This window comes from Mycobacterium sp. GA-1285 (assembly GCF_001499905.1).
Classification (GTDB): Bacteria; Actinomycetota; Actinomycetes; order Mycobacteriales; family Mycobacteriaceae; genus Mycobacterium.
The window spans coordinates 118,781-132,993 of sequence record NZ_LQIS01000009.1; the positions used below are offsets into that span (position 1 = coordinate 118,781).

15 protein-coding genes are annotated in these 14,213 nt (G+C 67.8%); 9 read left to right on the plus strand and 6 right to left on the minus strand.

Annotated elements, in window-relative coordinates; all coding sequences use genetic code 11:
* The first annotated feature begins 21 nt into the window (after nucleotides 1-21).
* The 9 genes from rpmH (at nucleotide 22) to AU193_RS07600 (ending at nucleotide 6,576) form a co-directional block, all read left to right on the plus strand.
* On the plus strand, nucleotides 22-165 hold the full coding sequence (rpmH, locus tag AU193_RS07565; protein ID WP_064346175.1) for a 50S ribosomal protein L34: 144 nt from the start codon (nucleotides 22-24) through the stop codon (nucleotides 163-165).
* A gap of 33 nt (nucleotides 166-198) precedes the next feature.
* Nucleotides 199-558 carry a ribonuclease P protein component gene (gene rnpA / locus AU193_RS07570; RefSeq protein ID WP_064421745.1) on the plus strand — a complete coding sequence of 120 codons (360 nt, stop codon included), beginning with the start codon at nucleotides 199-201 and terminating at the stop codon, nucleotides 556-558.
* 41 nt (nucleotides 559-599) lie between these two features.
* On the plus strand, nucleotides 600-935 hold the full coding sequence (gene yidD / locus AU193_RS22760; protein ID WP_156425149.1) for a membrane protein insertion efficiency factor YidD: 336 nt from the start codon (nucleotides 600-602) through the stop codon (nucleotides 933-935).
* Nucleotides 936-978: 43 nt separating this feature from the next.
* Nucleotides 979-2,040 (plus strand): membrane protein insertase YidC, encoded by a 1,062-nt coding sequence (yidC, locus tag AU193_RS07575; RefSeq protein ID WP_253867677.1) that lies wholly within the window; start codon nucleotides 979-981, stop codon nucleotides 2,038-2,040.
* Nucleotides 2,041-2,074: 34 nt separating this feature from the next.
* Complete coding sequence (locus AU193_RS07580) at nucleotides 2,075-2,620, plus strand: R3H domain-containing nucleic acid-binding protein (protein ID WP_064421747.1); 546 nt, start codon at nucleotides 2,075-2,077, stop codon at nucleotides 2,618-2,620.
* Nucleotides 2,621-2,677: 57 nt separating this feature from the next.
* The gene (gene rsmG, locus AU193_RS07585; protein WP_064421748.1) at nucleotides 2,678-3,367 is read left to right on the plus strand and encodes a 16S rRNA (guanine(527)-N(7))-methyltransferase RsmG; all 690 of its coding nucleotides are present in this window, start codon (nucleotides 2,678-2,680) and stop codon (nucleotides 3,365-3,367) included.
* Entirely contained in the window at nucleotides 3,364-4,395 is a 1,032-nt protein-coding gene (locus AU193_RS07590) for a ParA family protein (RefSeq protein ID WP_064421749.1), read from the plus strand. Before rsmG ends, AU193_RS07590 begins: the two co-directional genes overlap by 4 nt.
* A 156-nt stretch (nucleotides 4,396-4,551) precedes the next feature.
* Nucleotides 4,552-5,535 carry a ParB/RepB/Spo0J family partition protein gene (locus AU193_RS07595; RefSeq protein WP_064421768.1) on the plus strand — a complete coding sequence of 328 codons (984 nt, stop codon included), beginning with the start codon at nucleotides 4,552-4,554 and terminating at the stop codon, nucleotides 5,533-5,535.
* A gap of 207 nt (nucleotides 5,536-5,742) precedes the next feature.
* Complete coding sequence (locus AU193_RS07600; protein WP_064421750.1) at nucleotides 5,743-6,576, plus strand: hypothetical protein; 834 nt, start codon at nucleotides 5,743-5,745, stop codon at nucleotides 6,574-6,576.
* Here the strand turns inward: AU193_RS07600 and AU193_RS07605 are convergent.
* The 6 genes from AU193_RS07605 to murJ all read right to left on the minus strand — a co-directional run bounded on the left by AU193_RS07605 (nucleotide 6,531) and on the right by murJ (nucleotide 14,208).
* Nucleotides 6,531-7,727 carry an N-acetylmuramoyl-L-alanine amidase gene (locus AU193_RS07605; protein ID WP_064421751.1) on the minus strand — a complete coding sequence of 399 codons (1,197 nt, stop codon included), beginning with the start codon at nucleotides 7,725-7,727 and terminating at the stop codon, nucleotides 6,531-6,533. The two genes, AU193_RS07600 and AU193_RS07605, sit on opposite strands and share 46 nt — an antisense overlap.
* A gap of 139 nt (nucleotides 7,728-7,866) precedes the next feature.
* Nucleotides 7,867-8,202 (minus strand): thioredoxin, encoded by a 336-nt coding sequence (trxA, locus tag AU193_RS07610; protein WP_064421752.1) that lies wholly within the window; start codon nucleotides 8,200-8,202, stop codon nucleotides 7,867-7,869.
* A 10-nt stretch (nucleotides 8,203-8,212) separates the two neighbouring features.
* Nucleotides 8,213-9,187, minus strand: coding sequence for a thioredoxin-disulfide reductase (trxB, locus tag AU193_RS07615; RefSeq protein WP_064421753.1), 975 nt, complete (start codon nucleotides 9,185-9,187; stop codon nucleotides 8,213-8,215).
* 92 nt (nucleotides 9,188-9,279) lie between these two features.
* Entirely contained in the window at nucleotides 9,280-9,897 is a 618-nt protein-coding gene (locus AU193_RS07620; protein WP_064421754.1) for a hypothetical protein, read from the minus strand.
* A gap of 57 nt (nucleotides 9,898-9,954) precedes the next feature.
* Nucleotides 9,955-10,530: an RNA polymerase sigma factor SigM gene (sigM, locus tag AU193_RS07625; RefSeq protein ID WP_064421755.1), complete on the minus strand. Its 576-nt coding sequence runs from the start codon at nucleotides 10,528-10,530 to the stop codon at nucleotides 9,955-9,957.
* A gap of 66 nt (nucleotides 10,531-10,596) precedes the next feature.
* Nucleotides 10,597-14,208 carry a murein biosynthesis integral membrane protein MurJ gene (gene murJ, locus AU193_RS07630; protein ID WP_082682876.1) on the minus strand — a complete coding sequence of 1,204 codons (3,612 nt, stop codon included), beginning with the start codon at nucleotides 14,206-14,208 and terminating at the stop codon, nucleotides 10,597-10,599.
* Nucleotides 14,209-14,213 lie beyond the last annotated feature (5 nt).

Genomic DNA, 14,213 nt, shown 5'->3' on the forward strand with positions numbered 1-14,213 from the left:
AGACGCAACAAGGAGACAGCCGTGGCCAAGGGCAAGCGGACCTTCCAGCCGAACAACCGGCGCCGGGCGCGCGTGCATGGCTTCCGGTTGCGGATGCGCACCCGGGCAGGCCGGGCGATCGTCACGAACCGCCGGAGCAAGGGTCGGCGCAAGCTGACGGCGTGACTCCCACGTGACTTCGAGCGGGAGTTGACGCTGGTGCTTCCGGCGCGGTACCGCATGACGCGTTCGACGGAGTTCGGGACCACGGTCAGCCGAGGGGTGCGCGCAGTGCAGCCCGATCTCGTCGTGCACGCCTTGCGGTCCGAGGAGTCCTCCGAGCCCGGGCCCCGGATCGGCCTCGTGGTCTCCAAAGCCGTCGGCACCGCGGTGCAGCGTCACCGCGTCGCGCGGCGGCTGCGCCATGTCGCGCGATCCCTCGTCGACGAGCTGGACCCCGCTGATCGCGTGGTGATACGTGCCCTTCCCAGCAGCCGGTATGCGATATCGGCGCGATTGGAACAAGAACTGCGCACAGCACTTCGCCGAACGAGACCCGAGACCGAGGAAGCCCGGTGAGGTCGGCGGCCAGGTCGGCCGGGGCGTGGACGGCCCGCGCCATGATCTATGTGATTCAGCTGTACCGGCACACCATTTCGCCGCTACGGCTACCGACATGTCGATTCACCCCCACCTGCAGCCAGTACGCGGTGGACGCGTTGTCCGAGTACGGGCTGGTGCGCGGCGGGTGGCTTGCGACGGTACGGCTGTTGAAGTGTGGGCCGTGGCATGAGGGAGTATGGGACCCGATCCCGGACCGCCCGCCAGCCGGCGGAACCGGCGACGTGAACGTGGCGGGTGCTCCCGCGAGCGAGCCTTCAGAGGATCGGGGCACCGCTGCCGACGTCAGTGGCGGCCACCCGGCATTGCGAGCAGGAAGCGAGACGCGTGTTTAACTGGTTCAGCCTCGACATCATCTACTACCCGGTGTCGGCGATCATGTGGGTCTGGTACAAACTGTTCGCCTTCCTGCTGGGGCCGTCGAACTTCTTCGCGTGGGCGCTCTCGGTGATGTTCCTGGTGTTCACGCTGCGCGCAATCCTCTACAAGCCGTTCGTGAAGCAGATCCGGACGACCCGGCAGATGCAGGAGCTGCAGCCACAGATCAAGGCGCTGCAGAAGAAGTACGGCAAGGATCGTCAGCGCATGGCGCTGGAGATGCAGAAGCTGCAGCGAGAGCACGGCTTCAACCCGATCCTCGGCTGTCTGCCGATGCTCGCTCAGGTGCCGGTGTTCCTCGGGTTGTTCCACGTGTTGCGGTCGTTCAACCGGACACAGGGCGGATTCGGTCAGATCCAATTGTCGGTGGAACAGAACCGGGCGACCGGCAACTACGTCTTCAGCCCGACCGATGTCGCGAACTTCCTCGACGCGCACCTGTTCGGAGCGCCGTTGGGCGCGACCATGATTCAGACCAGCGGCCTGGACGCCTTCACCGAGTTCAACCGGGCGGCTGTCATCGCCGTCGGCGTGCCGATCATGATCCTGGCCGGCATCGCGACCTACTTCAACAGCCGCGCCTCGATTTCGCGGCAGAGTCCGGAAGCCGCTGCCAACCCGCAGACGGCGATGATGAACAAGCTGGCGCTGTACGTCTTTCCGCTCGGCGTCGTGGTGGGCGGACCGTTCCTGCCGCTGGCCATCATCATGTACTGGCTCGCCAACAACATCTGGACCTTCGGCCAGCAGCATTACGTGTTCGGCAAGATCGAGAAGGAAGAAGAGGCGAAAAAGCGAGAGGCCCAGGAGCGGCAGGCGAAGAACGCACCGCCGCCGGGGGTCAAGCCGAACCGCACCAGGAAAGGTCAGGCGGCGACCGCCCCGCAGCCGGCGTCGAGTGACGAAGGTCCAAGCAGCGAGGCGGCGTCGGAGAACGGCGCGGCCGGTAAGAAGCCGACGGACAGCAGCCCGGGCAAGGCGGCGAGCGGAGCGACGAACCGCACCCCGCGCCCCGGCGCCACCCCGCGCCCCGGTGCGCGGCCCAAGAAACGTAAACGGTGACCGGACGAGCCCGGTGGGATGAGGAGAGAACGAGATGACTGACGCCGAGACGACCGAGCGCGACGAACTCATCGAAGAGGACCGCGGATCCTCTGCGCCGGTGGCCGACGACGACCTGGAGGAGAAGCTCGTTGCCGAGGGGGAGATCGCGGGTGACTATCTCGAGGAGTTGTTGGACCTACTCGACTTCGACGGCGACATCGATCTCGACGTCGAGGGGGACCGTGCGGTCGTGAGCATCGACGGCGGCACCGATCTGAACAAGTTGGTGGGCCGCAAGGGCGAAGTGCTCGACGCCTTGCAGGAACTGACACGGCTGGCCGTGCACCAGAAGACGGGGGAGCGCAGCCGCCTGATGCTCGACATCGCGCGGTGGCGGCGCCGGCGCCGCGACGAGTTGGCCGCGCTCGGCGAGAAGGTGGCGCGCCGCGTGCTCGAGACCGGCGAGCGTGAAGAGCTTGCTCCGATGACGCCGTTCGAGCGCAAGATCGTGCACGACGCGGTGGCGGCCGTCGAAGGCGTCCACAGCGAGAGTGAGGGCATCGAGCCGTCCCGCCGCGTCGTCATCCTCGCCGACTGATCCAGAGTTACAACTGTGTAGTTCAGGCGTCGTCGGTCCGACGCGACGATCCGGAGGATGTTTCACGTGAAACATGGGGAGGTGTCGGCGCCGCCGGAGGTGGCCGCCTCCTTGTTCGGGGAGCGCCTCGGGCTCGCGGAGCGATACGCCGCGATGCTTGCAGGCGCGGGCGTCGAACGGGGTCTGATCGGTCCGCGGGAAGTCGACCGGATCTGGGATCGCCACATCCTCAACAGCGTGGCCGTGGCCGAGCTCGTCGAGCCGGAGCACCGAGTGGCCGACATCGGTAGTGGCGCGGGACTTCCCGGGATACCGTTGGCGTTGGCCCGACCGGACATACGGGTGGCGCTGATCGAACCACTTCTACGCCGCAGCGAATTCCTGCGCGAGGTGGTTGACCAACTCGGGATCGACGTCACGGTCCTACGCGGACGGGCCGAGGAGCCGGGGGTGAGGAAGCAGTTGGGGGAGACGGACGTAGTGGTGTCCAGAGCGGTGGCCTCCCTGGACAAATTGACGAGATGGAGCATGCCGCTCCTGCGCGTCGACGGCCACATGCTCGCCCTGAAGGGTGAGCGTGCTGAAGAGGAGATCCGCGACCATCGGCGTGTGATGGCGTCGCTCGGTGCGACCGATGTAAAGGTGATGAGGTGTGGCGCGAACTACTTGGATCCACCCGCGACCGTCGTCGTGGCACGGCGGGAGATGACGGTAACGCACCGGCCACCGGGCAGGAGACGAGGATGACGGCGCCGCAGAACGGAGGGCCGGTAGCCACTGCGCGCGTCGGCCAGGACGCGGATGTTTCACGTGAAACCGGAACACCCGATGTTTCACGTGAAACCTCGCCCGGCACCGCCGACGCCCCCGGGGAAAAGTGGCCGGAGAAGACCGCACAGGACGGATGGGAGGAACCGGTCGGCATCGACACCCCGATCGGCGCCGAGGCGCAACGCGCGGTGCGACTGCTCCACGCCGCGTCGAAGGGCAGTCTCCCGCGACCCGACCGACAGCGAGTCTTCACGATCGCCAACCAGAAGGGCGGGGTCGGCAAGACGACCACTGCCGTCAACATCGCGGCGGCGCTCGCCCTGCAGGGTCTGCAGACGCTCGTCATCGACCTCGACCCCCAGGGCAACGCCAGCACCGCGCTGGGCATCGAGCACCGTCCGGGGACGCCGTCGTCGTATGAGGTGTTGATCGGAGAGATCCCGCTGCGCGACGCTCTGCAGCGCAGCCCGCACAACGAGCGGCTCTACTGTGTGCCCGCGACCATCGATCTGGCCGGCGCCGAGATCGAGTTGGTCAGCATGGTGGCCCGTGAAGGACGCCTGCGTTCGGCGCTGGCGTCGCTCACGGAGTGCGACTTCGATTACGTGTTCATCGACTGTCCGCCATCGCTCGGCCTGCTGACCATCAACGCGTTCGTCGCGGCGCCCGAGGTGCTGATCCCGATCCAGTGTGAGTACTACGCGCTGGAGGGTGTCGGGCAGTTGATGAGGACCATCGAAATGGTCAAGGCTCACCTCAATCCGCAGCTCGACGTGAGCACGGTAATCCTGACGATGTACGACGGCCGCACGAAACTCGCCGACCAGGTCGCCTCTGATGTGCGGGCCCACTTCGGTGCCAAGGTTCTGCGCACCGTCATCCCGCGGAGTGTCAAAGTGTCCGAGGCGCCCGGTTACGGAATGACGATCCTCGGCTACGACCCGGGTTCGCGCGGAGCGATGAGCTATCTGGACGCCAGCCGTGAGATCGCGGACCGCCGATGAGCGCTTGCGCGAAGAGCACAGAACCCGTGAGCGCTTGCGCGAAGAGCACAGAACCCGTGAGCGCTTGCGCGAAGAGCACAGAACCGAACAACCGATGAGCGTTTGCGAAGAGAGGGAGAACGTACCGATGAGCGCTGGCGCGACGAGGAGTAGATGATGAGCCAACCCACCCGCAAGCGCAGCGGTCTCGGCCGCGGCCTGGCTTCGCTCATCCCGACGGGGCCCGCCGACGGCGACCAATCCGGGCTCGGCCCGCGGATGGGTGACGCCGCGGCCGACGTCGTGATCGGCGGGCCGTCGAACGGCGCGACCATCGAGGTCGGTGCGGTGTACCGCGAGATCGACCCGACGTCGATCGAGCCGAACCCGCGTCAGCCGCGCCAGGTCTTCGACGACGAGGCGCTCGCCGAGCTCGTGCACTCGATCCGCGAGTTCGGCCTCATGCAGCCGATCGTCGTGCGCGCGCTGCCGCAGCCCGCACCGGGAGCCGCCCGCTTCCAACTCGTGATGGGGGAGCGACGCTGGCGTGCGGCGCAGCAGGCCGGTCTCGCCACGATCCCGGCGATCGTCCGTGAGACCACCGACGACAGCATGTTGCGCGACGCGCTGTTGGAGAACATCCACCGCGTGCAGCTCAACCCGTTGGAAGAGGCGGCCGCCTATCAGCAACTGCTCGACGAGTTCGAGGTCACTCACGATGAACTGGCGTCGCGGATCGGGCGCTCGCGTCCGGTGATCACCAACATGATCCGGTTGCTTCGTCTGCCCATCGCCGTACAGCGCAGGGTAGCCGCGGGGGTGCTATCCGCCGGCCATGCGCGCGCGCTGCTGTCACTCGAAGGGGGACCGGAGAAGCAGGAGGAGCTCGCCGCGCGCATCGTCGCCGAGGGGCTGTCCGTGCGAGCGACCGAGGAAGCGGTCACCCTGGCCAACAGTGCCGGTCCGCCGCCGCCGGCGGCACCCAGGCGCAAGCCGATCAGCATGCCGGGTCTGCAGGACGTTGCTGAGCGGCTGTCCACCGCCTTCGACACGCGGGTCACGGTCAGCCTCGGCAAACGCAAGGGGAAGATCGTCGTCGAATTCGGGTCGGTGGACGACCTCCAGCGCATCGTCGAACTGATGTGCGCATCCGAACGGTGAGCTACCACACCGGGTAATTACGTCACTGTGACACAGCCCGGTTCTACTCGGCATGACCGCCGCCCTAAGAAGGAAACCACCTGTGACACAACGCGTCTCGTCGCCCGATCGCAGCGGCCTGCGAAACGGAAAGTCGCGGTGTGCGCACCCTTCTATCCTGGAGGGGCAACTGCGTACCTCCGCACCGCGCAAGCCCCGGGGAGTCTAGTGTCGGCACGCATCACGCCTCTACGGCTCGAAGCGTTCGAGCAGTTGCCCAAGCATGCCCGCCGCTGCGTGTACTGGGAGGTCGATCCCTCGACCCTCGGGCGGGATGCGACCGGCGCCGCGGTCCCCGGAGTCGACGACCACCTGTCGGATCCGGAGTTCGAAAAAGAGGCGTGGCTGTCGATGGTCATGCTCGAATGGGGAGCGTGCGGTCAGGTCGCCGTGCAGTGCGCCGACGACGAGACCGACGACGGCCCGGTCCCGCTGCGGGGAGACGAGGCGTGCCTGGGGTATGCGTTCTATGCGCCCCCCGGTGCCGTCCCGCGCGCGCATCGCTTCCCCACCGCGCCCGTCAGCGCCGACGCGGTGCTGCTCACGTCGCTGGGCATCGAACCCGGCGAGGATACCGAGGGATTGTCGCGGGGGCTGATCTCGGCGGTGGTGGGTGACCTGGTTCGTCGCGGAGCCCGTGCGCTCGAAGCGTTTGCGCACACCGCAGAAGTCACCGAGCTCGCCGAACCTGGTGCGGTGACGCCGGCGCTGCGACCGGTCGTCGAAGTCCTCGGCGACTGCTCGGTCGAACAGTGCGTGCTCGACGCCGACCTACTCCTGGATGCGGGCTTCGTCGTTGTCGCCCAGCACCGCTACTTCCCGCGATTGCGCCTGGAGTTGGAGCAGGGGTTGGGCTGGAAGGCCGACGTGGAAGCGGCCTTGGAGCGGCTGTTCGAGTTCGCGCAGATACGCCAGCCCGTCGGAGCGGGGACGGCCGGCTTGAGCGCGATCGACGGTCAGGTCGGGCTGACGCGCCCGGCCTGCTCGACCGACAGTTCGTGAGCCAGCAGTTCGGCGAACGTGAAAGTGCCTGTGGGCCGGTCGTTTTTCCCGAGCAGGTAGAGCCGTTTGACGGCGGCGAGCATGCCCTCGGCGATCGCGTCGCGAGCCTGGGGCGACACCAGCATGGCTCGGTCGTGCGGGTTGGTGATGTAGCCGACGTCGACCTGCACCGTGGGCATCCGGGTCAGACGCAACAGATCCCACGTCCGCCCGTGGGTGCGGCAGTCACGTAACCCGGTGCGCGCCACCACTTCTCGTTGAATGAAGTCGGCGAGATTACGGCCGATGGTGGACACCGAGCCGTGCGAATTACCGAAGTGAAACGAGGCGACACCGTTGGCGGCCGGGCTGGGCTGGGTGGCGCAGCGCAAGCTGATCATCAGGTCTGCGCCGACGGCGTTCGCCGTCGCGGCGCGTTCTGCATCCGAGGGGGCACGGTTGGCCGGCCGCGAGAGGAACGTCTCCATACCGATCGCCGTCATTCGCCCCTCGAGCCGACTCGCCAAGTCCCACAAGATGTCTGACTCGCTGATCGGGCCGCCCGGACTCTGCATGATCTGACCGTGGTCGTCACCGCCGCGGCCCGGGTCGATGATGATGCGCTTACCCGAGAGCCGGGGACCGGAGCGACGGACCAGCTCCTCCTCGCGAATCGCGTGCGGAGAACCGCCGGTGACGCGCGATCCCAGAAAGTACAACGAGCGCAACGTCTCCGGGCCGCAGATCCCGTCGGGGTACAGGCCGTACTCGCGTTGGTAGGACATCAACGCGTTGTGCGTACTCAGACCGAAATGCCCGTCGACGAGACCGGTGTAGAAGCCGAGGTCCTGGAGGCGGGCCTGCAACGTCGCGACGTCGTCGCCGAACATCGGGGCGCCGAACTGGTGGCTGAGGGTGCGGGCACCGAGCCGGTACGACGCCTCTTTGAGCGCCCGGTAAGTCGCTTCGCCGACGATCCCGTCGACGAGCAGACCGCGATGCTGCTGGAAGGCGCGCACCGCATGGTCGAGCTCCCCGTCGAACAGGTCCAGTGCGATATGCCTGCCGGTGGTGATCTCCTCGTCGGCGTTGTCGAGCATGCCCAGCGCCGTCAACGCAGCCCTGATCTCGGTGACCGCGGACCCGCGGTCACCGCGACGCAGACTGGACATATGCGGCCTTTCAGTCACGTTGTCAGCCGCGCGAGGGCGCCGACCAAGTTGACGGGCTGGCACGATTGTCGCAGACTCTCCGCCGATTCAAGAAAACCCCAGGCCGGTGTCCGCCCCCGATTACGGCGCCGAACGACCGCTAAAGCACGTCGGCGAGCTCACGCAGCAGCGCAGCCTTACCTTTTGCGCCGACGATGCGCTTCACCGGGGAGCCGTCTTTGAACACGATGAGTGTGGGGATCGACACCACCTGAAAATCGCGGGCGGTGACGGGGTTGGCGTCGACGTCGAGTTTGGCGACCGTCAGCGCACCGGCCTTCTCGGCGGCGATCTCCTCGAGCACCGGGGCGATCATCTTGCACGGACCACACCAGGTCGCCCAGAAGTCCACCAGCACCGGTGTGCCGCTGGACAACACGTCGGAGGAGAACGAGTCGTCGGTCACCGCTACCGTGGATCCAGTGCTCTCGGTCATCAGGATGCTCCTATGAGACGGGTGTTTCGATGGCTTCATCGCTTGGGCCAGAACCGATTTCGGCGAGCCAGCGTTCGGCGTCGATGGATGCCGAGCAGCCGGTGCCCGCAGCGGTGATGGCCTGGCGGTAGGTGCGGTCGACGAGATCGCCTGCGGCGAAGACACCTTCGATCGAGGTGCTTGTCGAACCCTGTTGCGTCAGGACGTAGCCGTCGTCGTCGAGGTCCACCTGGCCACGGACCAGATCCGAGCGCGGGTCGTGGCCGACAGCGACGAACACACCGGTGACGGCCGGCTTGGATTCTTCACCGGTGACGTTGTTGCGCAACCGGACTCCGCTAACTTTCGGGCTGCCCTCGATCTCGACGACCTCGGTGTTGGTCAGGAACGTGATCTTCTCGTTGGCGCGCGCACGGTCCAGCATGATCCGCGACGCGCGGAACTCTTCGCGGCGGTGTACCAGGGTGACGCTGCTGGCGAACTTGGTGAGGAAGATGGCCTCTTCCATCGCCGAGTCCCCACCGCCGACGACGATGATGTCCTGGTCGCGGAAGAAGAACCCGTCACAGGTCGCACAGGTGCTCACGCCCATGCCCAACAGGGCCTCCTCGCCCGGCACGCCCAGGTGCCGCGCCGCTGCGCCCATCGCGAGGATGACCGCGCGGGCCCGGTACGTGTCGTCGCCGACCGTGACGGTCTTGATCGGGCCGTCCAGCGAGACGGCGTCGACGTCCTCCATCCGCAGGTCGGCACCGAAGCGCAACGCTTGTTCGCGCATCTCGTCCATCAATTCGGGACCGGTGATGCCGTTGCGGAAGCCGGGATAGTTCTCCACCTCGGTGGTGGTCATCAGTGCACCGCCGAACTGGACGCCTTCGAACACCAGCGGCTTCAACTGCGCACGCGCGGCGTAGATCGCTGCGGTGTAGCCGGCGGGACCGGATCCGATGATGATCAGATCGTGAACCGTGGATGTGGTGGTCATGAGCGCCTTTCTGCCGCGTGTCACGGCACCGGTATGAACACCAGCGTAGGCGGTGGTGTTCCCGGAGTTTCCGAACAACCTCGGGGGACAGACTACGGTCGTGTGACCACGGTTTCGGCCAGCAGCCCGCTGTCAGCCGCGTCGCACGCGCCGTCGACGACCACCGCGACGACGTCGGTGGCAGCAGGCGCCGGCAGGAGCAGCACGACAGCGGGACGCCCTGCCATCTCGACACTCCGGGCACCGAGGATGGGCGTGCTCGGCGGGCGACCCAGGCCCTCGAGGCACGAGGCGCGGCGACTCGGATCGGACAGTGGCCCGTACTCGTGCGGCGACGACAGCAGCCCGGCGAGCTGCGGACCGGTCAGCGGAAGGGTGGACGGTCGACGCGACACGGTGATGTGCTCGGCCGTCGGCCCGGGCTGGGAGAACCGCGGCGTCGGCTCGCGGCCCAGCATCGACGTGCCGATGACCACCCCGGCCGTAGCCGCGGCGAGGCCGGTGACGAGCCCGAGAACGTGCATGCGGCGAAGCCGGGGCCGTTCGACGGCGTGGTGAGGTTCACCGGCGGCCCGTAAGGCGGCACGAACGCGTGCGGTGACGTCCGGGGGTACGTCGGGCGCGGAAGCCTCGTCGTGTGCCAACTCGGCCAGGCCGCGGCGAACCCGCTCGACCGTCGGATCCGAGCCGTCGTCCGTTCCGGTCTGCATCGCTAGCCAGTCTCCACCACGACACGTAAGACGCGCCGGATTCCCCGGCGGTTCCGCTCAGTCGGCGCGCGCGGTGGTATCGGCGTCGAAGTACTGAAGCGCCTCGGCGAGCTTGGCCCTCGCGCGCGAGCATCGGCTCTTGACGGTGCCTTCGGGCACGCCGAGCATGCGGGCGGTCTCGGCCACCGAGTATCCCTGCATGTCGACGGCCACCACCGCGGCGCGCTGTTCGAGGGGTAATCGCATCAGTGCCCGCTCGACGACGATGGCGGTGTCCACGCGCGTGGCCGGGTCATGTATGTGCGCGTGGTCGTCGGACAGCGTTTCGGCGGCTCGGGTTTTGTTGCGGCGCAATCGATCCAGACACGCGTTCACCACGACGCGGTGCAGCCAGCTGCTCACCGCCGAGTCGTAGCGGAAGGCAGGCGCCCGCCGGTGCGCCTTGAGCATTGCGTCCTGCAGCGCGTCGGCGGCGTCGTCGGGGTTGCGGCTCGTGATGCGGGCGATCCGGTACAGCTGCCGTTGGTGGCGGAAGAACAACTCCTCGAACGCGTAGCGGTCACCGGCGACGTGCGCAGCGAGCAACTCCGCGTCGCTGCGCTCCCGACCGAACCGCCCCCCGAAGGTCCCCACAGCCGAACACTAAACGGCCGCGCGGGTGCCTCCCGACACATCTTTGCCGGGCTGGGGATGAACGGGTCAGGACGCCGACTTGACCGTGATCTCGGCGATGTCGGACCGGCTCTGGCCGTTGACCTGGCCGAGGGTCGACACCCACACCAGCAGGTTGGAGGTCGGGGAGGCATTCTCGACCTTGATGGTGTTGGAGCCCGGCTTGAGCTGGGTGGCTGCCGTCAACACGGTGGTGTCGGCCAGCGAGGACGGTGTCGGGGTCTGCGCGGAGCGGATCTCGACGGCCGTACCGGTGCTGTTGAGGTCGATGTCGACCTCGCCGACCGTGGTGGACTGCGGCAGCTGCAGCATCAGCCCGACGCCGTTCTTGAAGTTCGGGAACGGTACCGGGTCGGTGTAGGTGTCGATCGGCCACACCGTGGACGTGTCGCCGTCGATGGCCTTGAGCGCGTCGGCCGGCGCGTCGGCCTCACCCTCGGGTGAAAAGACCGTCGCAGCAGTTGGTTTGACGACGTTGCCGCTGCCGGTGCCGCCTTGGGCCGACTCCGTGGTGGTCGGGTCGTTGAGGCCGAGCCGGTCTCCGCCGAGACCGTCGCCGACGTCGCCGAAAATCCGGCTCAGCACCGTGGCCAGCACCACGAGCGCGATCACGACGATGGCGCCACCGGCACCGAGCCCGATCATCAGTGCCTTGCGGCGACGCGCCTCGGCCTCCGGGTCGGTCCCGCCGCCGCCTGCACCGCCGGAGCGGTCGGATTCGTCGACCGGAGAGATCAGCTCGGTGCGATCAGCTATCGCCGTCGCCTGCTGAAGCAGGTTCAACAGGGTCGGCGCGCTGCGGATGCCGCCGCCTTCCTGTACGGCGCGTGCCGCCGCGGCCGAGATCTGGAAGGGGATCTGGCGATCGACGGCTCGCGGTTCGATCGGCTGCCCGGCCGAGTCGAGATCGGCGGGGGCCAGGCCGCTGCGGGCCCCCTGCTCGGGCAGCGGCCACCGGTTGATCAGCAGCGCGTACAGCGCCGCCCCGATTCCGCGGATGTCGTCCTCGGGTGTGGCGCCGGGCAGCGTCGCCGGGAAGGCCAGCGCGACGTCCCCCTCGATGCTGACCCGGACCCGACCCGGGTGATCGAGCGAGAGGGCGACTCCCGCCCGGTGCGCGGCCTCCGCGGCCGCCGCCAGCGACTGCATCGCCCTAGCACCGCCGATGGGAGACGGTGACGTTTCGGCCACCTCGGTCAACGAGCCACCCCGGATCCACTCCGAGACCACCAGCCCACCCGACCCGGTGTTGACCACGTCGAGCACCCTCGCGATACCGGGCATGTCGATGCTGCTCAGCTTGCGGGTGCGGGTGAGAATCTCGCGCAGCGTCTCGTCGGACAGGGTGTTGTCCGGATCGACGAACGTGAGCGCGACCTGGCGGTCCAGAGCGGTGTCGAGTGCCTGCCAGAACTGCAGTGTCGGCGGGCCACCGTGGAAGACCAGCAAGCGATAACGACCGCCGCCGACCATCGCCCCCGGGATGAGGTGGACGTCCTCGTCGGAGGTCGCGGCCTCGATGGCCGGTTCCCGCGGCGGGTCGAACGCCAAGGGCTCGCGGGTGGGGTCACCGCCGTAATCGGCGGGCGGTCGACCCGACACCGGTAGCCGCGTCGTGCCGTTCTCGGCGGCGAACTCGGTGGTCTGACCGGGGTCGGGCACGTCGGGCCGCAGGTCGTCGGCGACGACGTCGGACTGCCCGCTCGGAATTCTGGTCGTGGCGCCGTCGGGTGTGGGCGCGGAGCTCCCTGCGGGTTCGTCGCTCACCGCTGGTCCTTTCCGCATCCGGTCCCCGGCGACGGGGGCAGGTGGTCCGCGCCGGACGGTCGGCGGGCTGTGCCGACGCCCTGGCACGGACGAATTGCTCTGTTCAGGGTACGTGAGTGAGTTGCGCGTCCGTGGCCGGTCGGCGGGCCCGGCAGTCGGCCGGTCGCGGCGAGAGGCCGGTCGAGCGCGGGCGCCGATTCGGCGACGGACGGCTGCCAGCGCCGCCTGGGCGTCCGGGACGCGCGCGCCCAGCAGGACACCGATGATGACCGGCACCATGATCAATCCGAGCACGATCAGGCGCAGAAGGGATCCGCCGCCGCCCAAGTTCCGTGTCAGCGACTCCAGACCCAACAGTCGATCGGCGACCTGGCCCGTCATCGCGGCCAGCAGTGAGGCGGCGATGGTGACCAGCACCGTGCGCACGACTTGCAGGTCGATGAGTCGGCCGCCCGGCGGGTCGAGATTGGCCCGCAACAGGAAGTGGCCGACGACCGCGCCCGCGAGGAAGCCCAGGCCGTTGGCCGTCCCGAGGTAACCGGCCACCAGATCGGGGTCGTCGGTGAGATGAGGCGCGATCAGCGAGGTGATGATCTTTACCGTCGTGATCACGACGATCAGCAGGATCGGCGTCCAGGGTTGTTGTCGTGCGTAGAACACCCGAAGTTGAAGCAGCACAAGCGCATAAGGAATCAACGTGAACGCCGACAACGTGATCGCCATACCGAGGTAGTTCGCGTCGACCTCGCCGAAATTGCCGTAGGCGAACAGCGCGCTGCCGATGGCGGGGCCGCCGACCGTCATCAGCGCCACGATGGGGATGAGTGTCACCATCGTCAACCGGGTGGCCAGCGAGAGGTCGGCGAGCACCGCGCGCTGGTCGTTCGAGGCGGCGTTGCGGCTCAGGCGCGGCATCACCACGGTCAGCACCGTCACGCCGATCATGCCGAACGGCAGCTGCAGCACCAGCCACGTGTAGTTGTAGATCGCGGGCCCGGAAGCTGCCGCGCCGCTGGCGATTCGGTTGCCGACGATCAAACCGATCTGGCTGATCAACACGTACAGCACCATCGCCGAGGCCATCGCGCCGAACTGCTTCATCCGCTCGTCGATGCCCCACAGGGGGCGCAGGCTGATGCGTTCACGACGGATCGCCGCCAGCAGCACCAGAACCTGGGTCACCGTTCCGAGCGTCATGCCGATGCCCAGCACGAGAATTTTCGCGTTGCCCATCCGCACCGGGTCGATCGAGAGTTCGCCCGGCACGATGAGATACACGGCCAGCGTCAGTATGGCGACCAGGTTGTTGCACACCGGCGCCCACGCGGGCGGCCCGAATACGTTGCGGGTGTTCAGGATTGCCATGAACACCGACGACAACCCGTAGAACAGCACCTGGGGCAGTAGGAGGTATGCGAAGGCGGTGGTGAGGTCGCGGTTGACCTCCGGATCACCGCCGAGCATGAGGTCGACGAGCATCGGCGCCGACGCCACCGACAGCGCGGTGATGATCACCAACAGCGTGGTCGTCAGCGTGACCAGGCGGCGGATGAACGCGGTGCCGTTGTCCGGATCGTCACGCTCGGCGCGCGCCAGCACCGGCACGAAGATCGCGGTGAACGTCGCCTCGAGCACGAGCGCCGCGATCAGGTTCGGCAACTGGTAGGCCACCGAGAACGCGCTCGTGAGCGCGGCGCCCAGGATGGTCGCGAGCAGCACGATGCGAGCGAATCCGGTGAGCCGGCTGACCAGGGTCGCGACCGCCATGCCCCACGACCGCGACACCACCGCCGCATCGGAGAGTTCCTCGCGGCCGGCGCGGCGGCGGGGGGCGGGACCGCGGCTGAGCCGTGGCGGGGGTTCGCGCCCCATCCCGA